This is a genomic window from Pseudomonas fluorescens, assembly GCF_000967965.1.
Taxonomy (GTDB): Bacteria; Pseudomonadota; Gammaproteobacteria; order Pseudomonadales; family Pseudomonadaceae; genus Aquipseudomonas; species Aquipseudomonas grandcourensis.
In genome coordinates, this window is record NZ_LACC01000022.1 from 234582 (window position 1) to 256826 (window position 22245).

Here is a 22245-nt window from a genome sequence, read left to right on the forward strand (position 1 = left end):
TACAGTGTTTTGCAGTGTCTCTCATGGATGAAACTTGCCATTGGGATCCGTCGTCGGGCGCAACGCCCGGGCATAGCAGAACAGAAACAGATTACGTACCAGTTCCTTGAGCACCACCGGCTCGTTGGAACTCAGGCCATTGAGGTCAAGATCACCCTGATCCTGCAGTTCGCTCAAGGCTTCCTCTTCAAGCACGGCACAGACTTCCCCGGTTTCCCGATGCAGGATCCTGAGGTAAGGGTGTGGGCGGTCCAGCCAGGCATCGATCAAATAAGTCATGGTTCTCATCTCCACTTAGGATTTGATGAGAATAATTCTTATTCATCAAATAGCAAGGACCTATTGGCGGTTTGCGCTTTTTTCCGGGTAAAGATTGCGTCAGGTCAAAACGACTGGCGTTTGGCTATTGCGAGGATTTACTGGGTGAGACGGGGAGGGGGAGGCTCCATCCCACGCCGGGCGCGGGATGGAGAACAGCAGGCTCAGACTTTTCTGACGAACTCGGACTTGAGTTTCATCGGGCCGATGCCGTCGATCTTGCAATCGATGTCGTGATCGCCATCGCACAGGCGGATGTTCTTGACCTTGGTGCCGACCTTGACCACCAAAGACGTACCCTTGACCTTGAGGTCCTTGATCACGGTGATGGTGTCGCCGTCTTGCAGGACATTGCCGACCGAATCCTTTTTCACTGCGTCATCGGACACAGCTTCGGCTTCACCGCTGGCGGACCATTCGTGGGCGCACTCGGGGCAGATCAGCTGGGCGCCATCTTCATAGGTGTATTCGGAATTGCATTTTGGGCAGGGTGGCAACGTGCTCACTAAGGCTCCTTGGATTCAGGATCGCTAAAAAGCGCACATTGTATAGGGTTTTAGGCGGGAGAGGGCGCAATGCAGGAAAACCTGTGGGGAACAACCCTGTGGGAGCTTGCTCCCACAGGGTTTTGCAGTGTTGTCAGTGTGTACGCGCGACCGCGAATTCACTCAGTTCAACCAGTGCATCGCGGTACTCGCTGGCAGGCAGCGCTTCGAGGCACTTGATCGCGCGGGCCACATAGTCACGGGCCAGTTGCGCGGTGTACTCCAGCGAGCCCGAGGCTTCCACGGCTTCGCGGATGCTTTCCAGGTCTTCGATCCCGCCTTTCTGGATCGCCTTGCGCACCAGGGCGGCCTGTTCTGGCGTACCTTCGCGCATGGTGTAGATCAGCGGCAGGGTCGGCTTGCCTTCGGCCAGGTCGTCACCGACGTTCTTGCCCAGGGTTTCGGCGTCGCCTTTGTAGTCGAGCAGGTCGTCGACCAGCTGGAAGGCCACGCCCAGGTGATCACCGAATGTACGCAGGGCTTCAGCCTGTTCCGGCGAGGCCTGGCACAGGGCGGCGGCGCTGTGGGTCGAGGCTTCGAAGAGCATCGCGGTCTTGCCGCGGATGACTTCCATGTAGGTTTCTTCGGTGGTGCTGGCGTCACGCACCTTCGACAGCTGCAACACTTCGCCTTCGGCGATGATGCGCGTGGCTTGCGAAAGGATCTTCATCACCGGCATCGAACCCAGCTCGACCATCATTTCGAACGAGCGCGAATACAGGAAGTCGCCGACCAGTACGCTTGGCGCGTTGCCCCACATGGCGTTGGCGGTCGAGCGGCCACGGCGCATGCCGGACATGTCGACTACATCGTCATGCAGAAGGGTAGCGGTGTGCAGGAACTCGATGGTCGCGGCCAGCAGACGCAGCTCGTCGCCTTCGCGACCCAGGGCCTTGCCACACAGCAACACTAATAAAGGACGCAGGCGTTTGCCGCCGGCCGAGGTAATGTAATCACCGATTTTCGATACCAGCGGCACTCGAGAAGTCAGCTGCTTCTTGATGATGCCGTCGACGGCGCTAAAATCGTCCGCCACCGCGCGGTAGAAAGCTTGGGGTTGCATCAGCGACAGTCGCTCCAGAAGGGTTGCGCGGCATGCTAGGACCCACGCTTGCAGGTGTCAAGGCGCGATGGACGGCCCCTTGCAAGGCGCTCGTGCCTTGCGTACAATCGCGCACCCTGAACTTCCTGGGCAGCACCTGCCTTACGCAATTGCAAGCGGGCCTCCAGCCCCATGCAGCCATGCCAGCCAATACCTCTTCTTATAAAGAGCTGGGTGAGCAGGATTATCGGAGAAATACCATGTCTTATGCAGTAATCGTTACTGGCGGCAAGCAGTACAAAGTCGCCCCAGGTGAATACCTGAAGATCGAAAAACTGGAAGTCGCTACCGGCGAATCCGTTACCTTTGATCGCGTTCTGTTGGTTGCCAACGGTGACGACGTGAATATCGGCGCTCCAGTTGTTGCTGGCGCTACCGTTGTGGCTGAAGTGATCTCCCAAGGTCGTCACGATAAAGTCCGCATCATCAAGTTCCGTCGCCGTAAGCACCACATGAAGCGTATGGGCCACCGCCAGTGGTACACCGAGATCAAAATCACCGGTATTCAGGCTTAATTACAGCCTAATTCCTCACTAGGAGAATTGAACTCATGGCACACAAAAAAGCTGGTGGTAGTACCCGTAACGGTCGCGACTCAGAAGCCAAACGCCTTGGCGTGAAGATGTATGGCGGCCAGGCTATCAAAGCAGGCAACATCATCGTGCGTCAGCGCGGCACCCAATTCCACGCTGGCTACGGCGTTGGCATGGGTAAAGATCACACCCTCTTCGCTAAAGTCGAAGGCGTGATCAAGTTCGAAGTAAAAGGCGCCTTCGGTCGTCGTTACGTGAGCGTAGTCGCAGCTTAATTGCGCGATCGCTGGAAAAGCCCTGTCTCGCGACGGGGCTTTTTCGTTTGTGGGGTGAGTCTCTTGCAAAGCTGTTTGTATGGGCTGTCGGCGTACGATGTAGGTGTCGTGGTTTAGGGTCGCTGCGCTCATTTTTGCAAGAGTCTTATGTCTTGATTGTTTTTCGGCTCGTCCGTATGGCGAGAGGCGTTTGTTATGAAGTTTGTTGATGAAGTATCGATTCGCGTAAAGGCTGGTGATGGCGGCAATGGTGCCATGAGTTTCCGCCGGGAAAAATTTATCGAGAACGGTGGACCGAACGGCGGTGATGGCGGTGATGGCGGTTCCATCTACATGATGGCCGACGAAAACCTCAACACCCTGGTGGACTACCGTTACACCCGGCACTTCGATGCCGAGCGTGGCTCCAACGGCGGCAGCACCGACTGCACCGGCAAGAAGGGTGAAGACCTGATCCTGCGCGTTCCGGTCGGCACCACGGTGATCGACTCCGCGACTCAGGAAGTCATCGGCGACCTGACCAAGGCCGGTCAGAAGTTGATGGTGGTGCAGGGCGGCTGGCACGGTCTGGGCAACACCCGTTTCAAATCCAGTACCAACCGTGCGCCGCGCCAGACCACTCCGGGCAAGCCGGGTGAGCAGCGCGACCTGAAGCTGGAAATGAAAGTACTGGCTGACGTCGGTCTGCTGGGCTTGCCGAACGCCGGTAAAAGTACATTTATCCGTTCGGTTTCGGCTGCCAAGCCGAAAGTTGCCGACTACCCGTTCACCACGCTGGTGCCAAACCTGGGTGTGGTCAGCGTCGATCGCTGGAAGAGCTTCGTCATTGCCGATATTCCGGGTCTGATCGAAGGCGCTTCCGAAGGTGCTGGCCTGGGCATTCGCTTCCTCAAGCACTTGGCGCGTACGCGTCTGCTGCTGCACCTCGTGGACATGGCGCCGCTGGATGACGCCAGTGCACCGGATGCCGCTGAAGTGATCGTCAACGAGCTGATCAAGTTCAGCCCGTCCCTGGCGGAACGTGATCGCTGGCTGGTCCTGAACAAGTGCGACCAGATCCTTGATGAAGAGCACGATGCTCGCGTCAAGGAAATCGTTGATCGCCTGGAATGGACTGGCCCGGTCTATGTGATCTCGGCCATCTCCAAGCTCGGGACCGAGCGTCTGTGCCACGACATCATGCGTTACATGGAAGATCGTGCTGATCGCCTGGCCAATGACCCGGCCTACAAGGAAGAGCTGGCCGATCTCGATCAGCGCATCGAAGATGAAGCTCGCGCGCAACTGCAGGCGCTGGATGACAAGCGTGCCCTGCGTCGTAGCGGCGTGAAGTCGGTCCACGACATCGGCGACGATGATTGGGACGAAGAAGATGTGGATGACGAAGACGGTCCGGAAATCATTTACGTGCGTGACTGATTCGTTGCGATAAACTTAAGCGCCGCTCAATCGAGCGGCGTTTTGGTATCTGGAAATCGATTGTTGGTCACGAATAACCACGAATAACGTCACGGGCAGTGCTAGGTCGCGCTGCCCTCAAGCTAAGGTTGAAGATGATGCGGAGCAAGGTGACAGGTGCGCAGCGTTGGGTCGTGAAGATCGGCAGCGCTTTGCTGACGGCGGACGGCAAAGGCCTGGATCGCGCGGCAATGGGTGTCTGGGTTGAGCAGATGGTGGCCTTGCATGAGGCGGGTGTCGAGCTGGTGCTGGTGTCCTCCGGGGCGGTGGCGGCCGGCATGAGCCGTTTGGGCTGGACCTCGCGACCCAGTGCGATGCACGAACTTCAGGCTGCCGCGGCAATCGGCCAGATGGGGTTGGTGCAGGCCTGGGAGTCGAGCTTTGCCGAGCATGGCCGGCATACCGCGCAGATTCTCCTGACTCACGACGACTTGTCCGATCGCAAGCGCTACCTGAATGCCCGCAGCACCTTGCGTGCGCTGGTCGAGCTGAAGGTCATTCCGGTGATCAACGAGAATGACACCGTGGTCACCGACGAAATCCGTTTTGGCGACAACGACACCCTGGCGGCGCTGGTGGCCAACCTGGTCGAGGCTGATTTGCTGGTGATCCTGACGGATCGCGATGGCATGTTCGACGCCGATCCGCGCAACAATCCGGATGCCCAGCTGATTTACGAGGCGCGCGCCGATGATCCGGCTCTCGATGCGGTGGCGGGTAGCACCGGTGGTGCGCTGGGGCGTGGTGGTATGCAGACCAAATTGCGTGCTGCGCGTCTGGCGGCTCGTTCCGGTGCTCACACCATCATCGTTGGTGGGCGCATCGAGCGTGTGCTGGATCGCCTCAAGGCGGGCGAGCGTATCGGCACCTTGCTGTCGCCGGAGCGCGGCATGCTGGCGGCGCGCAAGCAGTGGCTGGCCGGTCATCTGCAAACCCGTGGCACCCTGGTGCTGGATGCGGGAGCTGTAATCGCGTTGTCCGAGGGCAACAAGAGCTTGCTACCGGTTGGGGTCAAATTGGTGCAGGGCAGCTTCCGTCGCGGCGAGATGGTGGTCTGCGTAGCGCCGGACGGTCGTGAGATTGCCCGTGGCCTGGCCAACTACAGTGCGCTGGAAGCGCAAAAAATCATCGGTCAGTCGTCCGAGGCGATTGTCGGTCTGTTGGGTTACATGGCGGAGCCGGAGCTGGTTCACCGCGATAACCTGATCCTGGTCTGAAGGAATACCTGAATGCGCGTGGCAAAAGGATTGTTGGGGTTGCTGATGGCGATGCCGTTGCTGGCTTCGGCTGAAGAAATCGGTCAGGTGTCGACGGTGTTCAAGTTCGTCGGGCCGAATGACCGGATCGTGGTCGAGGCCTTTGATGATCCCAAGGTCGACGGCGTGACCTGCTATCTGTCGCGCGCCAAGACCGGTGGGGTGAAAGGCGGTCTTGGTTTGGCTGAGGATCGTGCCGAGGCGTCCATCGCTTGCCGGCAGGTCGGGCCCATCAGCTTCAAGGGTGAGCTCAAGGATGGCGACGAGGTGTTCAAGGAGCGCACGTCCCTGGTGTTCAAGACCATGCAGGTGGTGCGTTTCCTCGACAAGAAACGCAATACGCTGGTGTACCTGGTGTATAGCGATCGTCTGATTGAGGGTAGCCCGCAGAATGCGGTGACGGCGATTCCGATTTTGCCGTGGGCGCACGCCCAGTAATTTCACGCAAATCAAACTGTGGGAGCGAGCTTGCTCGCGATGACGGATTAATATTCAGCATCTACATTGGCTGGATATCCGCTATCGCGAGCAAGCTCGCTCCCACAGTTTTTTGTGTGTCCGTCAAATCGCAGGCAATAAAAAACCGACCCTGAGGTCGGTTTTTTAATGAACGAGTCGCTTAGGCAGCAGCGGCAACGTTCAGGGCCTTAACGTGGCCATTCAGGCGGCTCTTATGACGAGCGGCCTTGTTCTTGTGGATGATGCCTTTATCGGCCATACGGTCGATAACTGGCACAGCCAGAACGTAAGCAGCTTGAGCTTTGGCAGCGTCTTTTGCGTCGATGGCCTTAACTACATTCTTGATGTAGGTACGAACCATGGAACGCAGGCTGGCGTTGTGGCTGCGACGCTTCTCAGCCTGTTTTGCACGTTTTTTGGCGGAAGGTGAGTTGGCCACCGTCGAGCTCCTCGAAAGACTTTTTAGGAAATAGCAAACAAAATAGGCCGCGAATCATGCCGATGAGTTGAAGTCTTGTCAAGGGCGGAGGAAACGTTCCGCTAAGTGGTCGGTCCCGACCCCATGAAAACTACTGCGCTCGGTAATACTGCGTTGAAAACAGACTCGAAATGCTCATTGACGTTCGTCAACTCCGCTTTCTCGCCTGTTTTCGCCTTGTCTTGCCTTCGCTCGTCACGTTTTCATGAGGTCGGTGGCACAGAATATTTCTTTCCGGCGTGTGACCTGTAAACTCGCGAGCTTTGGCTCTGTGCTGTTGCGGCGCGGAGTATCGCATAAGTGGGCGCTTTATTCGCCTGCTGTTTATCGACAGGCACAAACTCTTTCAATGAATCTGCTCAAATCGTTGGCCGCCGTCAGCTCTATCACGATGCTTTCCCGGGTTCTGGGGTTTGTTCGTGACACCCTTATTGCGCGTACATTTGGCGCGGGAATGGCGACCGACGCCTTCTTTATCGCCTTCAAACTGCCAAATCTGCTGCGCCGGATTTTCGCCGAGGGGGCGTTTTCCCAGGCATTCGTGCCGATTCTTGCGGAATACAAAAGCCAGCAGGGTGAAGAGGCGACCCGCACCTTCATTGCCTATGTCTCGGGCCTGCTGACGCTGGTTCTGGCGCTGGTCACGGTGTTGGGCATGATCGCCGCACCCTGGGTCATCTGGGTGACGGCACCGGGATTCACCGATACCCCGGAAAAATTCGAGCTCACTTCCAACCTGTTGCGGGTGACCTTTCCTTACATATTGCTGATTTCCCTGTCGTCGCTGGCGGGTGCGATCCTCAACACCTGGAACCGTTTTTCGGTCCCGGCATTCGTGCCGACGCTGCTGAACGTCAGCATGATTATTTTTGCGTTGTTCCTGACACCATACTTCGATCCGCCGGTAATGGCGCTCGGCTGGGCGGTTCTGGTGGGCGGCCTGGCGCAGTTGCTCTATCAGCTGCCGCACCTGAAAAAGATCGGCATGCTGGTGCTGCCGCGCCTGAACCTGCGCGACAGCGGCGTCTGGCGGGTAATGAAGCAGATGCTGCCGGCGATTCTCGGGGTGTCGGTGAGCCAGATTTCGCTGATCATCAACACTATTTTCGCTTCGTTCCTGGTCGCAGGTTCCGTGTCCTGGATGTACTACGCCGACCGCTTGATGGAATTGCCGTCCGGCGTGCTGGGCGTGGCGTTGGGGACGATTCTGTTGCCGACCCTGGCCAAGACCTACGCCAACAAGGATCGTCACGAATACTCGCGCATCCTCGATTGGGGTCTGCGCCTGTGCTTCGTGCTGGTGCTGCCTTGCGCCTTGGCGCTGGGGATTCTGGCCGAGCCGTTGACGGTTTCGCTGTTCCAGTACGGTCAGTTCGATGCCCATGATGCGGCCATGACCCAGCGCGCGTTGATCGCCTATTCCGTCGGTTTGCTCGGGATTATCGTGATCAAAGTGCTGGCGCCGGGCTTTTATGCGCAACAAAACATCCGCACGCCGGTAAAAATCGCAATTTTCACGCTGGTCGTCACTCAGTTGTTCAACCTGTTGCTGATCGGTCCGCTGGCTCACGCGGGCCTGGCGCTCGCCATCAGCGCTGGCGCCTGCCTCAACGCGGGGTTGCTCTTCTATCAGCTGCGTAAACAGCAGATGTACCAGCCGCAACCGGGCTGGGCAAAGTTCGGCTTCAAGCTGGTGATAGCGGTAGGGGTGATGTCTGGCGTGTTGCTGGCCGGGATGCATTTCATGCCGGCCTGGGGTGAGGGGCAGATGCTTGAGCGTTTCCTGCGTCTGGGAGCCTTGGTAGTTGCCGGTGTGGTGGCTTATTTCGGCATGTTAGTGTTGATGGGCTTCCGTTTGCGCGACTTCAATCGCAAGACGCTGGGCTGAGGTTCTGGCCTCGATAAACACGGGCGAGCCGGCGGTTTTGTCGGCTCGATCACTTTGGGTTACGGTGTTGCCTGTCGTCGGCCGCCGGGTGTGGTTATAATCGACCACTTTATGAGCAAGAAGCGCGTTATGCAGCTGGTTCGAGGCCTCCACAATCTGCGCCCCCAGCATCGGGGCTGTGTCGCCACTATTGGCAACTTTGACGGTGTACACCGTGGCCACCAGGCTATCCTGGCGCGCCTGCGTGAGCGTGCGCTCGAGTTGGGCGTGCCCAGTTGCGTGGTGATTTTCGAGCCGCAGCCGCGGGAGTTCTTCGCTCCGGACACCGCGCCGGCCCGTCTGGCCCGCCTGCGGGACAAGCTGCAATTGTTGGCCGCCGAAGGCGTCGACCGTGTTCTGTGCCTGGCTTTCAACCAGCGCCTGAGCAAACTCAGCGCCAGTGAGTTCGTCGATACCATTCTGGTGGACGGCCTTGGCGTGCAGCATCTGGAGGTCGGTGACGACTTCCGTTTCGGCTGTGACCGCGCGGGAGATTTCGATTTCCTGCAACAGGCCGGCATCGTTCAGGGTTTTACCGTCGAAGCGGCGCAAACCGTCGAGCTCGATGGCATCCGGGTCAGTAGCACGCAAGTGCGCAATGCCCTGGCCGCCGCGGATTTCGCCCTGGCCGAACGCCTGCTCGGGCGGCCGTACCGGATTGCCGGTCGCGTATTGCATGGCCAGAAGCTCGCCCGGCAGTTGGGTACGCGCACCGCCAACATACAACTCAAGCGTCGTCGCGTGCCGTTCACCGGGGTTTACCTGGTGGATGTCGATATCGACGGCAAGACCTGGCCCGGCGTCGCCAACATTGGCGTGCGGCCCACGGTTCAAGGTGATGGCAAAGCCCACCTGGAAGTGCATCTTTTAGATTTTGCCGGCGATCTGTATGACCGGCGTTTAACGGTGGTTTTCCACCACAAGCTGCGCGAAGAGCAGCGTTTCGCCTCTCTGGAGGCGTTGAAAACGGCGATCAACGCGGATGTCGCCGCCGCCCGTGCACTAGCCGCACCTAGCGCCCATCGCTAATGAAGAGCCTTAAATGACCGACTATAAAGCCACGCTAAACCTTCCGGACACCGCCTTCCCAATGAAGGCCGGCCTGCCACAGCGCGAACCGCAGATCCTGCAGCGCTGGGACAGTATTGGCCTGTACGGAAAGTTGCGCGAGATTGGCAAGGATCGTCCGAAGTTCGTATTGCACGACGGCCCTCCGTACGCCAACGGCTCGATTCACATCGGTCATGCGCTGAACAAGATTCTCAAGGACATGATCATCCGTTCGAAGACCCTGTCGGGCTTCGACGCGCCTTATGTTCCGGGCTGGGACTGCCACGGCCTGCCGATCGAGCACAAGGTCGAAGTGACCCACGGCAAGAACCTGGGCGCGGACAAGACCCGCGAACTGTGCCGGGCCTACGCCACCGAGCAGATCGAAGGGCAGAAGTCCGAGTTCATCCGCCTCGGCGTGCTGGGCGACTTCGCCAATCCGTACAAGACCATGGACTTCAAGAACGAGGCCGGTGAAATCCGTGCCTTGGCCGAAATCGTCAAGGGCGGTTTCGTGTTCAAGGGCTTGAAGCCTGTGAACTGGTGCTTTGACTGCGGTTCGGCCCTGGCCGAAGCGGAAGTCGAGTACGAGAACAAGAAGTCCTCGACCATCGACGTAGCCTTCCCGATTGCCGATGAAGCCCAACTGGCTGCCGCCTTCGGCCTGCCATCGCTGGCCAAGCCTGCCTCGATCGTGATCTGGACCACCACCCCGTGGACCATCCCGGCCAACCAGGCGCTGAACGTCCACCCGGAATTCAACTACGCCCTGGTCGATGTCGGCGACAAGCTGCTGGTACTGGCTGAAGAACTGGTCGAGTCGTGCCTGGCGCGCTACTCGCTGGAAGGCTCGGTCATTGCGACCACCACCGGTAAAGCGCTGGAACTGATCAACTTCCGTCACCCGTTCTACGACCGCCTGTCGCCGGTTTACCTGGCCGACTACGTTGAGCTGGGCGCCGGCACCGGTGTGGTTCACTCCGCTCCGGCCTACGGCGTGGACGACTTCGTGACCTGCAAGAAGTACGGCATGGTCAACGATGACATCCTCAATCCGGTCCAAAGCAACGGCGTTTACGCGACCTCGCTGGAATTCTTCGGCGGCCAGTTCATCTGGAAGGCCAACCCGGCCATCGTCGACAAGCTGACCGAAGTCGGTGCGCTGCTGCACACCACCATCATCGAACACAGCTACATGCACTGCTGGCGCCACAAGACCCCGCTGATCTATCGCGCCACTGCGCAGTGGTTCATCGGCATGGACAAGCAGCCGACCACCGGCGACACCCTGCGCCAGCGCTCGCTCAAAGCCATCGAAGAGACCCAGTTCGTTCCGGCCTGGGGCCAGGCGCGCCTGCACTCGATGATCGCCAACCGTCCGGACTGGTGCATTTCCCGTCAGCGCAACTGGGGCGTGCCGATCCCGTTCTTCCTGAACAAGGAAAGCGGCGAACTGCACCCACGTACCGTCGAGCTGATGGAAGAAGTTGCCAAGCGCGTTGAAGGCGAAGGCATCGAAGCCTGGTTCAAGCTGGACGCCGCCGAACTGCTGGGCGATGAAGCACCGCAGTACGACAAGATCAGCGACACCCTGGACGTCTGGTTCGACTCGGGCACCACGCACTGGCACGTCCTGCGCGGTTCGCACCCGATGGGCCACGAAACCGGCCCGCGCGCCGACCTGTACCTGGAAGGCTCGGACCAACACCGTGGCTGGTTCCACTCGTCGCTGCTGACCGGTTGCGCCATCGACAACCACGCGCCGTATCGCGAGCTGCTGACTCACGGCTTCACGGTCGACGAGTCCGGCCGCAAGATGTCCAAGTCCCTGGGCAACGTGATCGCTCCACAGAAAGTCAACGACACCCTGGGCGCCGACATCATGCGTCTGTGGGTCGCTTCGACCGACTATTCGGGCGAAATGGCGGTTTCCGAGCAGATCCTGCAACGCAGTGCGGACGCCTACCGGCGTATCCGTAACACCGCGCGTTTCCTGCTTTCCAACCTGACCGGCTTCAACCCGGCCACCGACCTGCTGCCGGCCGAAGAAATGCTGGCGCTGGACCGTTGGGCCGTGGACCGTACCCTGCTGCTGCAACGCGAGCTGCAAGAGCACTACGGCGAATACCGCTTCTGGAACGTGTACTCGAAGATCCACAACTTCTGCGTGCAGGAATTGGGCGGCTTCTACCTCGACATCATCAAGGACCGTCAGTACACCACTGGCGCCGACAGCAAGGCCCGCCGTTCGTGCCAGACCGCGCTGTTCCACATCTCCGAGGCGCTGGTGCGCTGGATCGCGCCGATCCTGGCGTTCACCGCCGACGAACTGTGGCAATACCTGCCGGGCGAGCGTAACGAGTCCGTCATGCTCAATACCTGGTACGAAGGCCTGAGCGAACTGCCGGAAGGCATCGAGCTGGATCGCGCTTACTGGGACCGGATCATGGCGGTCAAGGTCGCGGTCAACAAGGAAATGGAAATCCAGCGCGCAGCCAAGGCTGTCGGTGGCAACCTGCAGGCCGAAGTGACGCTGTTCGCCGAAGACGCGCTGACCGCCGACCTGGCCAAACTGAGCAACGAACTGCGCTTCGTACTGATCACGTCGACCGCCAGTGTTGCGCCATTGGTGCAGGCACCGGCCGATGCCGTGGTCACCGAAGTCAGCGGCCTGAAGCTGAAGATCGTCAAGTCGAGCCACGCCAAGTGCGCCCGTTGCTGGCACTGCCGTGAAGACGTCGGCGTGAACCCGGAGCATCCGGAAATCTGCGGCCGTTGCGTGGACAACATCAGCGGCGCTGGCGAGGTCCGTCACTATGCCTAATGCCGTTGGCCGTTTCGGACGGCTGGGCTGGCTCTGGTTGAGTTTGCTGGTCCTGGTCATCGACCAGGCCAGCAAGTTCTACTTCGAAGGCAAGCTCCAGATGTACCAGCAGATCGTGATCATCCCCGATTACTTCAGCTGGACCCTGGCCTACAACACTGGCGCGGCGTTCAGCTTCCTGGCTGACAGCTCCGGCTGGCAGCGCTGGCTGTTCGCGTTGATCGCTGTCGTGGTCAGTGCGGTGCTGGTGGTGTGGCTCAAGCGTCTGGGGCGTAACGAGACCTGGCTGGCGGTTGCGCTGGCACTGGTGCTTGGCGGCGCGCTGGGCAATCTGTATGACCGCATTGCCCTGGGCCATGTGATCGATTTCATTCTGGTGCATTGGCAGAACCGCTGGTATTTCCCGGCGTTCAACTTTGCCGACAGTGCCATCACTGTTGGTGCCGTCATGCTGGCACTGGATATGTTCAAAAGTAAAAAGACCGGAGAAACCGTTCATGACTGAACAGGTATTGGCTGAGCAACGCATTGGCCAGAACACGGAAGTCACCTTGCATTTCGCATTGCGCCTGGAGAACGGCGACACGGTGGACAGCACCTTCGACAAGGCCCCAGCGACCTTCAAGGTCGGTGACGGCAACCTGTTGCCAGGTTTCGAAGCGGCGCTGTTTGGCTTCAAGGCCGGTGACAAGCGTACGCTGAACATCGCGCCGGAAAACGCTTTCGGCCAGCCGAACCCGCAAAACGTGCAGATCATCCCGCGCTCCCAGTTCCAGGACATGGAACTGTCGCCTGGCTTGCTGGTGATCTTCAACGATGCGGCCAATACTGAATTGCCGGGCGTGGTCAAAGAGTTCGATGACGCGCAAGTGACCATCGACTTCAACCACCCGCTGGCGGGCAAGACGTTGACCTTTGACGTGGAAATCATTTCCGTCAAAGGGATCTAAGGCATTACGGGGGCAGCTTCTGTTGCCACCGGACCCTGTGGGAGCGAGCTTGCTCGCGATGAGGGTATGACAGTCGATATTGATGTTGACTGACACTGCGCTATCGCGAGCAAGCTCGCTCCCACAGGAAGTTTCACTGTTCTCGAACCTTGTGTTTGAGCAACAGGACCGCATTATTATTTCTTGCGCGCAAGACACGAGGCACAGCATGCAAATCAAACTCGCCAACCCCCGTGGCTTCTGCGCCGGTGTGGACCGGGCGATCGAAATCGTCAACCGCGCCCTGGAAGTCTTCGGGCCGCCGATCTATGTGCGCCACGAAGTGGTCCACAACAAATTTGTCGTCGAAGACCTGCGCTCCCGTGGTGCGATCTTCGTCGAAGAGCTGGATCAGGTGCCGGACGACGTCATTGTGATCTTCAGTGCCCACGGCGTTTCCCAGGCCGTGCGCAGCGAAGCGGCTGGCCGTGGGCTGAAAGTGTTCGACGCCACGTGCCCGCTGGTGACCAAAGTCCACATCGAAGTGGCGCGCTACAGCCGTGACGGCCGAGAGTGCATTCTCATCGGCCACGCCGGTCACCCGGAAGTCGAAGGCACCATGGGCCAGTACGATGCCGGCAATGGCGGCGCGATCTACCTGGTCGAAGACGAGAAGGATGTCGCGGCACTGCAGGTGAACAACCCTGAAAAGCTCGCCTTCGTGACCCAGACCACACTGTCGATGGACGATACCAGTCGCGTTATCGACGCCCTGCGTTCGCGCTTCCCGGCCATCGGTGGACCGCGCAAGGACGATATTTGCTACGCCACGCAAAACCGTCAGGATGCGGTCAAGCAACTGGCCGACGAGTGCGACGTGGTGCTGGTGGTCGGCAGCCCGAACAGCTCCAACTCCAATCGCTTGCGCGAATTGGCAGAACGCATGTCCACTCCGGCCTACCTGATCGACGGTGCCGAAGACCTGCAAAAGAGCTGGTTCGAAGGCGTCGAGCGTATCGGCATCACCGCTGGCGCATCCGCCCCGGAAGTCCTGGTGCGCGGCGTGATCGAGCAGTTGCAGGCCTGGGGTGCTACCGGCGCCGATGAACTGGCCGGTCGCGAGGAGAACATCACGTTCTCGATGCCTAAAGAACTGCGCGTTCGCTCGTTGCTCTAAAGTTATTCCTTTCTTCGCATAACGCCTGCTCAGCCTTGTCGTTGCGCAGGCTGACGCGACCGGTCCGTGCCAACACCACTTGATGTTGGCTCACCGGTTTGCGAACTGTGCAAATGTGTAGTGTCCCTCCAAACAGTGGCTCGCCCTGACCTCTGAATCGTATTGAGCTTTCGACCGTACTGTTCCCCACAATCGACAGGCGTGCGCCGCTCTGGCGTTCGGCCAGCAGTGGATTGTCGCTGTCCATCTCCCCTTTGCCGCTGATATCCAGAATGATCCGCCAGCCTTGGCTCCAGTCGCCATTGATGCCGTGAATCACCACGGCCTGGTTGCGGGTGATGGCTTCACTCCGGGCGGTGCGAATACCACTGAAAAGGGCCTGCGCCGCTTGCTGTCTTTGGTTCGACTCGATCAGCGTTGCGAACGCCGGACTGACCAGTTGCAGAACAATTCCTGCAATTGCCAGTCCCATGAGCAGTTCGATCAGGCTGAAGCCTTTTTGCCGCATGACATGGCCCTCCGTGGCGTGCTGTGGCTCGCGCAATCCCTGCGCGAGAAAAGACAACGCAAACGCAAAGCATCGTTCGGATGTTGTGCTGCGCAACAGCAGGTATAGCCGAAGGAAACAGAAGGCCGCGATGGATAATCCTACAAAAGGTTTCACGCTGATCGAGTTGCTGGTCGCGATCGCGATCCTTCTGATTTTGCTGACTCTGGCTGTCCCGGCGTTCACCCGCTCGACGCAAACAACCAGGGCTGATACTGAAATCGCTGACCTGCGACGAGCCCTGAATTTTGCCCGGCTCGAAGCCATCGATCGGGGCAATATCACACGAGTGCGCCCGACGGCCGGTGGGGATGTCTGGAGCGGGGAGCTGACGGTTTACGACGGTACTGGCGCTTTGGCCAATGTATTACGTGTTGTTCCGGCGATGAGCAGCGGTGCAACTCTGGCGCTAACCTCTGGCGTCACTGCCATCGATTTCAACAGCATGGGCGGATTGTCATCACCCTCCTCAGAGGTGGTGATCAGCTATGGGCGGGGCGCACAAGGCAGGACGTTGACTGTATGTTTGAACGGACGAATTCTATTGGGTGGAAGTTGCGGATGAGGGCAAGGAGGCAAGGCGCGCAGGAGGGCATGACGCTGGTCGAAGTCCTGGTGGCATTGGTTATTCTGGGAGTAGGCCTGCTGGGGGCGGCGGCGTTTCAGCTCAATGCGCTGAAGTACACGGACAGCGCGCGCATGACCAGTCAGGCCAGTTTTATCGCCTACGACCTGATGGACCGCATTCGCGCCAACGCAGCTGCGGACTACACCATTGCGCCGCCGGCTTCGGGCAATCCGGACGTTACCCGGGATCAGGACCTGTTTGACTTCAACGCCAACATTGTCAGTTCACTCGGTGCCTCCGCGACGGGAAGTGTCACCGTCGACCAGCGGGTGTACACCATCACGATCACCTGGGACGACTCACGGGCTGCAAAGGCAGCAGACTCGCGGCGCAGCTTCGTCCTGAGCAGTCGCGCGGCCATTGATCCGAAGGTGATCCCGTGAGCCGTCTAAGCAGAGGTTTTAGCCTGGTCGAGTTGCTGATCGCCCTGGCATTGAGCCTGATCGTGGTACTGGGCGTGGTGCAGGTTTTCATCGCGGCCAAGAACACCTATCTCAGCCAGAATGCGGCCGCGAACATGCAGGAGGACGCACGCTTCGTGTTGAGCAAAATGATTCAGGAAGTCCGCATGGTCGGGATGTTCGGTTGTCTGGAAACGATCACCGATTCAAGTAAGAAAGGTGATTTCCACGCGAGTCAGCTAGCACCGATTCGTTGGGACAACGGCGGCCGCAAGTTGACGCTGGTTACGGCGGATGTTGGCGGCAATGGCGGCAAGCCGGACTGGACCGTGCTTTCCGATTGTCGAACCCATTCGACGGCCTACAGTGAAGGTCGGACGCCAGTGGCAGGGCAACAGGCCTTTCCGATACGGCGGCTGGATTACAGCTTCAGCAACAACCAACTGCTTATGAAGAGCGGGGCTGCACCAGACCAGGTATTGGTGGATAACGTCAGCGCTTTCGACGTGAGCTTCGGCCTGGCCAGCACGGCCACTGATCTGTCTGCTTCGCGCTACAGCAGCAATCCGCCGGACCCCGCGCTGATTCGTAGCGTTCGCCTGAGCCTGACCCTCTTCGATCCGAACCACCGGGTGGCCGATCAAACCTTCAATGTGGTTGCCGCTCTGCGCAACCGCTTGCCATGAGGGAGTGCCGATGAATCGTGCTCCCAAGACGAGTTACAGCCAACGCGGCATGGCACTGTTGGTCAGCTTGGTGTTCTTGCTCTTGCTGACGTTGATTGGTCTTTCATCGATGCAGAGTGCCACCTTGCAGGAAAAAATGGCCGGTAGCGTCGCCTTGCGCAACCAGTCGTTCCAGAGTGCAGAAGCCGCATTGCGGGTGGGCGAGGGTACAGTGCAGCGGGACAGTTATGCGCTACCTGTTTGCAGCGGCACCGTTCAATGTGCACCGCCGTCCGAGTCTTCGACTATTACCGCTGCCGGTTTCAACGCCTCTTCCGGAGTGACCTGGATTGCATCGGGCAAGGGCTTTTATGGCGTGCAAAACATCGGTGTCAGCCGAAATGCGGTGAATGTGCCAATTAATACCCCGGCAACCTTGTATCGGGTAACGGCAGTCGGCATCGCGGGGCATTCGCGCAGTGTGGTGGAGAGCATCTATGCGAAGTACTGAGCGACCTGCCAGGTTATGGTCACAACTGTTTGGTGTCGTCGTCGCGCTTGACCTGTCGATGTCGGCGCACGCTGCCACGTCAGCGGATTCGCCCGCGCTGAACCGGCCAACCTGTCTGGCCAATGGCAACTGGTACGGTTTTTATCACAGCAATCAGGGACTGAAGGCCGTCTGCCTGAAGCTGCCCGAGGCGATCAGCGTTAAGATGCTCGACAGCAACGCCGATGGAGTGGTCGACAACAGCGACACGCTGTCCGATGGCGTGATCTTTATCGGAGAGCATTCGACCCAGGACGCCAGCGACAATGGCGGGGCCGTGAACGATTCCACTGGCGACGGTACTGCGGGGATGGATAAATCCGGCGGCAGCCGTCGAATCATGTGGCGACAAATACAGTGAGTGAGAATTGATGCATGCGTAGTTCCAACCGCGGTTTTACCCTGATCGAAATCATGATCGTGATTGCGATCATCGGTATTGTCATGACCATTGCCGCCCCGAGTCTCACCGAATACATAAACAAGGGCCGTCGCGCAGAAGTAGCCGGTCTGCTCTCGGAGCAGGCGCAACTACTGGAGCGCTTCTACTCGCAGAAAAATGCCTACACCGATGCTGCGGGCCTCAGTGCCGGCAATGATTACTACAGCATCACACCGACCCTGACCGACCAGACCTTTCTGCTGACGGCGGTGCGCAAGGCTGGCTCGAGCATGGCCACTGACAAGTGCGGTGATCTGACCATTACCAACACCGGTGTGCTCGGTATGGTCAACGCGAAATCCGGCCTGACCAGCAAAGACTGCTGGGGACGCTGAGTTTCTCTTTCGGGTGCCTTTTGTACCCCTGTCTATTTAACGATTGGATCAGAACATGACCAGGCAACAGCAAGTGGTGATTGTCGGCGGTGGGGTGATTGGATTGCTGACGGCGTTCAATCTCGCCTCCGAAGTGCAAAGCGTTGTGCTGCTGGATCGCTCGAGCGTCGGCCAGGAGTCGTCCTGGGCCGGTGGTGGCATCGTTTCGCCGCTTTACCCGTGGCGCTACAGCCCGGCGGTCACTGCGTTGGCTCACTGGTCCCAGGACTTTTATCCACAGCTGGGTGAACGCTTGTTTGCCGCCACTGGCGTTGATCCGGAAGTGCACACTACCGGTCTGTACTGGCTGGATCTGGATGACGAGGCTGAAGCGCTGGCATGGGCCGCTCGGGAAAATCGTCCGCTTAGCGCGGTAGATATTTCGGCAGCACACGACGCCGTGCCGGTGTTGGGCAGTGGTTTTTCTCGGGCGATCTACATGGCCGACGTCGCCAACGTACGTAATCCGCGTCTGGTGAAGTCACTCAAGGCCGCGTTGCTGGCGCTGCCGAACGTGACGATCCATGAGCAGTGCGAAGTCAGCGGGTTTGTTCGTGACGGCAACAAAGTGGTCGGCGTGCAGACTTCCACAGGTACTGTCCTGGGCGATCAAGTCGTCCTGACGGCGGGGGCCTGGAGCGGTGATTTGCTCAAGCTTCTTGATCTGACGCTGCCGGTCGAGCCGGTGAAAGGGCAGATGATTCTCTACAAGTGTGCGGCGGATTTCCTGTCGAGCATGGTCCTGGCCAAGGGCCGTTATGCGATTCCCCGGCGCGACGGGCACATACTGATCGGCAGTACGCTGGAGCATGAAGGCTTTGACAAGACACCGACCGGGGCGGCACTGGAAAGCCTGAAGGCGTCCGCGGTGGAGTTGATCCCGGCGCTGGCCGATGCCGAAGTGGTGGGGCATTGGGCCGGATTGCGCCCGGGATCACCCGAGGGCATTCCTTATATCGGTCCGGTGCCGGGGTTTGACGGGCTCTGGCTCAACTGCGGGCATTACCGTAACGGGCTGGTGCTGGCGCCGGCTTCGTGCCAGCTGTTTGCCGATGTGATGCTGGGCCGGGCGCCGATTATCGATCCGGCGCCTTATGCGCCTGCCGGAAGACTTTGACAAGATCGCAGCCTCAATCCAGTCCCAACTTCTTGAGCCTGTAGCGCATCGACCTGAATGACAGGTTCAACCGCTGAGCCGCCGCCGTGCGGTTCCAGCGGGTTTCCTCCAGGGCCTGGAGCAGCAGTTGGCGTTCGACGTTTTCCAGGTAGGCTTCCAGATTGTCGATCCGGGTCAGGTCCGGCACGCCGCCCTCAGCCCTACAGTTGCCCTCAGCCAGGCGCAGGTCACCGGCTTCGATCTGTTTGTTCTCACACAAGGTGTGCGCCCGTTCGAGCATGTTTTCCAGTTCCCGCACATTGCCCGGGAAGCGATAGCTTTTCAGGGCATCAAGGGCTTGGGGGTGGAGTCTTGCCGCAGGTTGATCTGAATCGGCGGCCAGGCGCTTGAGTATGTGGCTGGCTAGCATTTCGATATCGTCACGACGCTCACGCAAGGGCGGCACTCGGAGTTCGATCACGTTCAAACGGTAGTAAAGATCATGACGAAATCGCCCGGCGGCGACTTCGACGCCAAGATCCTTGTGTGTGGCGCAGAGAATGCGCACATCCACAGCCACTTCCTGCTGCCCGCCGACGCTGCGTACGGATTTCTCCTGGATCGCGCGCAGCAGTTTGACTTGCATGGTCAGCGGCAGGTCGGCCACTTCGTCGAGGAGCAGGGTGCCGCCGTGGGCTGTCTGGAACAGGCCGGGTTTGTCTTCGATGGCGCCGCTGAAACTGCCTTTGCGATGACCGAAAAACTCGCTCTCCAGCAGCTCAGAGGGAATCGCCGCGCAGTTGATCGCGATGAACGGCTGATTGGCGCGGGGGCTTTGATCATGGATCAGGCGTGCGACCAACTCCTTGCCGCTGCCGGACTCTCCGCTGATGTAGACCGTCGCATGGCTGCTGGCCAGTTTGGTGATGTGCTTGCGCAGGTTGCGCATGGGCAATGAGTCGCCCAGCAAGCGTCGATCGATGCCGACCCGATGGGCAGGAACCAGCAGGGCGCTGGTGACCAGTTCACGCAGGCGCGTAAGGTCCACCGGTTTGGTCAGAAAGTCGAACGCCCCGGCCTTGAGCACATTGATTGCGTTTTCGAGACTGTCATAGGCGGTGATCATCGCCACCTGGACCTGAGGGTGGCGTTGCTGGATGTGCTGCACCAGCTCCAGGCCGGTGCCGTCCGGCAACTGCATGTCGGTCAGGCATAGATCGAAGGTTTCGCGTCTGAGCAGGGATTGCGCTTCGCCGACGTTGCGGGCGTTGAACGTCTCCAGCTTCATCCTTCCCAGGGTGATTTCCAGGAGCTCTCGGATGTCCGGTTCGTCATCGACGATCAGGACTTTTTGTCGTGGTCTGGTGTTCAACGTGGTTTTCGTCCGTGTGCATAGGTCATGCAAAAGCAGCCGCTTTCCTGGCGTGCCTTGAAGTCTAGGCGGGACAGAATGCTTTCGCCCGGCTGGCCGGACAGATAAAGCCCCAGCCCCTTGATATGGCGGGCTGGGGCTTCATTATCGAGTATTTCCAGTGATTTCAGGTCGAGCCGTAGCGGCGACATTTGCTCGCGGCGCTGCAGATGCAGGACGTTTTCGATTACCCGGTTCATTCGCAGAGTGAGGTCTTGAATAATCTGCGTCAGACGTCGATCAACACCTTTCAGTTCCTTGGGTACGCGCGATAGTCGTTAAACGGCTGCCAATTCTGCTCAAGTGTCAGTGGCCACTGGAGCCCTTGCCTTGCTCGAGATGAGCCTGACTGCAATACCATTGCTGGTCGAGGCTCAGCGCGCGGTCACGGGGCAGGTGAACACCGCAATGGGCGCAACGGACCATGGGCGCCGCTTCCCGTTCGGCAGGAGATCTGGGGGGGGAAGCCTGACCCTTGAACTTGCGCCAGAACCACACTGCGGCGGCAATCAGGGCAATCCAGAACAATAAACGAAGCATGGTGAGCTGCTTTTCGACTGATGATCCGGCAGTTTAGCCAAGGACCTGACAGGCGCACAGTGTAATAAAGCGCTGAAATAAAAAAGGGAGACTCGAAAGTCTCCCTTTTTGCACAACCTAAGGTGTCAGTCGAACACGCCGAAGGTCATGTAGCTGAACCACGAGCGGTCGCTGTTGTTGCCTTCCGCTTCGTGATTTTCTTCTTCGACCGCGTCGCCATTGTCGTCTTTAGGCTTGAGCTCGCTCGGGATGGCGTCCTTGGCGTCCTGGAATTGCTTCTGCACGTCCTGGTTGGCGCGGGTTTCGCCTGGTGGCAGCGGCGGACGGGACTCGATCAGGCCCAGGGTCGCCTTGCTCAGCCACGTACGGTTGTCGGCTTCGGCCACGGTCGGTACGAACTGACCGTCCACCAGCGTCGGGTGGTTCGGGTAGTTGAGCTTCAGGGTTTCCAGGCTGGTAGCAGCCAGTTCGTCCAGGTGCAAGCGCTGGTAAGCCTCGGTCATCACCGCCAGGCCGTCGCCGACCGAAGGGGTTTCCTGGAAGTTTTCCACCACGTAACGACCGCGGTTCGCGGCAGCGACATAGGCCTGACGGGTCAGGTAGTAGTCGGCCACGTGAATTTCGTAGGCCGCCAGCAGGTTGCGCAGATAGATCATGCGCTGCTTGGCATCCGGTGCGTAGCGGCTGTTCGGGAATCGGCTGGTCAGCTGGGCGAACTCGTTATAGGAGTCGCGGGCGGCGCCCGGGTCACGCTTGGTCATGTCCAGCGGCAGGAAGCGCGCCAGCAGGCCGACGTCCTGGTCGAAAGAAGTCAGGCCCTTGAGGTAGTAGGCATAATCGACGTTCGGATGCTGTGGGTGCAGACGAATGAAACGCTCCGCAGCGGACTTTGCAGCCTCTGGCTCGGTGTTCTTGTAGTTGGCGTAGATGAGTTCGAGTTGCGCCTGATCGGCATAGCGACCGAACGGATAACGCGATTCCAGAGCCTTCAGCTTGGCGATGGCGCTGGTGTAGCTGCTATTGTCCAGGTCGGCTTGAGCCTGTTGATACAGCTCGACCTCACTGAGGTTTTCGTCTACGACTTCCTTCGATGAGCAAGCAGCGGTCAATGCGAGGATGGCGATCAGCAGCAGGTGTTTCACTTGCATGGCGGCTTGCGTCCCTATGACGGCCGCTGTCTTGGGCGTGGCCGTCCTGTTATGATGAGCGCCCCGTTGAATAGCCTCGGGGCAAAAGACGCCGTATTTAACCACAAGCGCG

General features: G+C 59.2%; 26 protein-coding genes and 1 pseudogene. 18 read left to right on the forward strand and 9 right to left on the reverse strand.

Going from position 1 to position 22245, the window contains the following annotated elements:
* Positions 1-21: 21 nt before the first annotated feature.
* The 3 genes from VC35_RS17985 to VC35_RS17995 form a co-directional block, all read right to left on the reverse strand.
* Positions 22-279 (reverse strand): PA4570 family protein, encoded by a 258-nt coding sequence (locus VC35_RS17985; RefSeq protein WP_046041770.1) that lies wholly within the window; start codon positions 277-279, stop codon positions 22-24.
* 203 nt (positions 280-482) lie between these two features.
* Positions 483-824, reverse strand: a complete 342-nt coding sequence (locus VC35_RS17990) for a zinc ribbon domain-containing protein YjdM (protein WP_020798653.1) — start codon at positions 822-824, stop codon at positions 483-485.
* 133 nt (positions 825-957) lie between these two features.
* Positions 958-1926, reverse strand: a complete 969-nt coding sequence (locus VC35_RS17995) for a polyprenyl synthetase family protein (protein ID WP_008052062.1) — start codon at positions 1924-1926, stop codon at positions 958-960.
* A 239-nt stretch (positions 1927-2165) separates the two neighbouring features.
* Between VC35_RS17995 and rplU the strand changes: the two genes are divergently transcribed.
* The 5 genes from rplU (at position 2166) to VC35_RS18020 (ending at position 5925) form a co-directional block, all read left to right on the forward strand.
* Positions 2166-2480, forward strand: coding sequence for a 50S ribosomal protein L21 (gene rplU, locus VC35_RS18000; protein WP_007950961.1), 315 nt, complete (start codon positions 2166-2168; stop codon positions 2478-2480).
* Between the two features lie 35 nt (positions 2481-2515).
* Entirely contained in the window at positions 2516-2773 is a 258-nt protein-coding gene (gene rpmA / locus VC35_RS18005) for a 50S ribosomal protein L27 (RefSeq protein WP_003281574.1), read from the forward strand.
* Between the two features lie 195 nt (positions 2774-2968).
* A complete protein-coding gene (gene cgtA / locus VC35_RS18010; protein WP_008052064.1) occupies positions 2969-4192 on the forward strand; it encodes an Obg family GTPase CgtA in 1224 nt (407 codons plus the stop codon).
* 137 nt (positions 4193-4329) lie between these two features.
* Positions 4330-5448 (forward strand): glutamate 5-kinase, encoded by a 1119-nt coding sequence (gene proB / locus VC35_RS18015; RefSeq protein ID WP_046041771.1) that lies wholly within the window; start codon positions 4330-4332, stop codon positions 5446-5448.
* A 12-nt stretch (positions 5449-5460) separates the two neighbouring features.
* Positions 5461-5925 (forward strand): CreA family protein, encoded by a 465-nt coding sequence (locus VC35_RS18020; RefSeq protein ID WP_046041772.1) that lies wholly within the window; start codon positions 5461-5463, stop codon positions 5923-5925.
* Between the two features lie 181 nt (positions 5926-6106).
* Here VC35_RS18020 and rpsT read toward each other — a convergent pair whose 3' ends face one another.
* Positions 6107-6385: a 30S ribosomal protein S20 gene (gene rpsT / locus VC35_RS18025; RefSeq protein WP_007970922.1), complete on the reverse strand. Its 279-nt coding sequence runs from the start codon at positions 6383-6385 to the stop codon at positions 6107-6109.
* A gap of 388 nt (positions 6386-6773) precedes the next feature.
* Here rpsT and murJ point away from each other — a divergent pair, with 388 nt between their 5' ends.
* The 6 genes from murJ (at position 6774) to ispH (ending at position 14331) form a co-directional block, all read left to right on the forward strand.
* Positions 6774-8312 (forward strand): murein biosynthesis integral membrane protein MurJ, encoded by a 1539-nt coding sequence (gene murJ, locus VC35_RS18030; RefSeq protein WP_046041773.1) that lies wholly within the window; start codon positions 6774-6776, stop codon positions 8310-8312.
* 129 nt (positions 8313-8441) lie between these two features.
* Positions 8442-9380, forward strand: a complete 939-nt coding sequence (ribF, locus tag VC35_RS18035) for a bifunctional riboflavin kinase/FAD synthetase (protein WP_046041774.1) — start codon at positions 8442-8444, stop codon at positions 9378-9380.
* 13 nt (positions 9381-9393) lie between these two features.
* On the forward strand, positions 9394-12225 hold the full coding sequence (gene ileS / locus VC35_RS18040; protein ID WP_046041775.1) for an isoleucine--tRNA ligase: 2832 nt from the start codon (positions 9394-9396) through the stop codon (positions 12223-12225).
* The gene (gene lspA / locus VC35_RS18045) at positions 12218-12730 is read left to right on the forward strand and encodes a signal peptidase II (RefSeq protein WP_046041776.1); all 513 of its coding nucleotides are present in this window, start codon (positions 12218-12220) and stop codon (positions 12728-12730) included. Before ileS ends, lspA begins: the two co-directional genes overlap by 8 nt.
* Complete coding sequence (gene fkpB / locus VC35_RS18050; RefSeq protein WP_046041777.1) at positions 12723-13175, forward strand: FKBP-type peptidyl-prolyl cis-trans isomerase; 453 nt, start codon at positions 12723-12725, stop codon at positions 13173-13175. The genes lspA and fkpB overlap by 8 nt, the downstream gene beginning before the upstream one ends.
* A gap of 208 nt (positions 13176-13383) precedes the next feature.
* The gene (ispH, locus tag VC35_RS18055) at positions 13384-14331 is read left to right on the forward strand and encodes a 4-hydroxy-3-methylbut-2-enyl diphosphate reductase (protein ID WP_046041778.1); all 948 of its coding nucleotides are present in this window, start codon (positions 13384-13386) and stop codon (positions 14329-14331) included.
* Here the strand turns inward: ispH and VC35_RS18060 are convergent.
* Positions 14300-14839 (reverse strand): GspH/FimT family pseudopilin, encoded by a 540-nt coding sequence (locus VC35_RS18060; RefSeq protein ID WP_046041779.1) that lies wholly within the window; start codon positions 14837-14839, stop codon positions 14300-14302. The two genes, ispH and VC35_RS18060, sit on opposite strands and share 32 nt — an antisense overlap.
* Before the next feature lie 130 nt (positions 14840-14969).
* On the opposite strand from VC35_RS18060, the gene VC35_RS18065 reads away from it, so the two are divergent.
* The 7 genes from VC35_RS18065 to thiO are packed head-to-tail and all read left to right on the forward strand — an operon-like array spanning position 14970 to position 19055.
* The gene (locus VC35_RS18065) at positions 14970-15443 is read left to right on the forward strand and encodes a GspH/FimT family pseudopilin (protein ID WP_046041780.1); all 474 of its coding nucleotides are present in this window, start codon (positions 14970-14972) and stop codon (positions 15441-15443) included.
* Positions 15440-15889: a type IV pilus modification protein PilV gene (pilV, locus tag VC35_RS18070; RefSeq protein ID WP_046041781.1), complete on the forward strand. Its 450-nt coding sequence runs from the start codon at positions 15440-15442 to the stop codon at positions 15887-15889. Before VC35_RS18065 ends, pilV begins: the two co-directional genes overlap by 4 nt.
* A complete protein-coding gene (locus tag VC35_RS18075) occupies positions 15886-16593 on the forward strand; it encodes a PilW family protein (protein WP_046041782.1) in 708 nt (235 codons plus the stop codon). Before pilV ends, VC35_RS18075 begins: the two co-directional genes overlap by 4 nt.
* Before the next feature lie 10 nt (positions 16594-16603).
* Positions 16604-17083 (forward strand): pilus assembly PilX family protein, encoded by a 480-nt coding sequence (locus VC35_RS18080; protein WP_046041783.1) that lies wholly within the window; start codon positions 16604-16606, stop codon positions 17081-17083.
* On the forward strand, positions 17070-17483 hold the full coding sequence (locus VC35_RS18085; RefSeq protein WP_046041784.1) for a hypothetical protein: 414 nt from the start codon (positions 17070-17072) through the stop codon (positions 17481-17483). The genes VC35_RS18080 and VC35_RS18085 overlap by 14 nt, the downstream gene beginning before the upstream one ends.
* Positions 17484-17497: 14 nt before the next feature.
* Positions 17498-17899, forward strand: a complete 402-nt coding sequence (locus VC35_RS18090) for a type IV pilin protein (RefSeq protein ID WP_046041785.1) — start codon at positions 17498-17500, stop codon at positions 17897-17899.
* Positions 17900-17954: 55 nt separating this feature from the next.
* Complete coding sequence (gene thiO / locus VC35_RS18095) at positions 17955-19055, forward strand: glycine oxidase ThiO (RefSeq protein WP_046041786.1); 1101 nt, start codon at positions 17955-17957, stop codon at positions 19053-19055.
* A gap of 13 nt (positions 19056-19068) precedes the next feature.
* Here thiO and VC35_RS18100 read toward each other — a convergent pair whose 3' ends face one another.
* From VC35_RS18100 to VC35_RS18110, 4 genes and pseudogenes are all read right to left on the reverse strand, one after another.
* The gene (locus VC35_RS18100; protein ID WP_046041787.1) at positions 19069-20406 is read right to left on the reverse strand and encodes a sigma-54-dependent transcriptional regulator; all 1338 of its coding nucleotides are present in this window, start codon (positions 20404-20406) and stop codon (positions 19069-19071) included.
* A pseudogene (locus VC35_RS18105) lies at positions 20403-20705 on the reverse strand (hypothetical protein); the annotation flags it as partial. The pseudogene VC35_RS18105 and the gene VC35_RS18100, both read right to left, overlap by 4 nt.
* A gap of 46 nt (positions 20706-20751) precedes the next feature.
* A complete protein-coding gene (locus tag VC35_RS29030; RefSeq protein WP_080925333.1) occupies positions 20752-20985 on the reverse strand; it encodes a PP0621 family protein in 234 nt (77 codons plus the stop codon).
* A 125-nt stretch (positions 20986-21110) separates the two neighbouring features.
* A complete protein-coding gene (locus VC35_RS18110) occupies positions 21111-22133 on the reverse strand; it encodes an outer membrane protein assembly factor BamD (RefSeq protein WP_046041789.1) in 1023 nt (340 codons plus the stop codon).
* Positions 22134-22245: the final 112 nt, after the last annotated feature.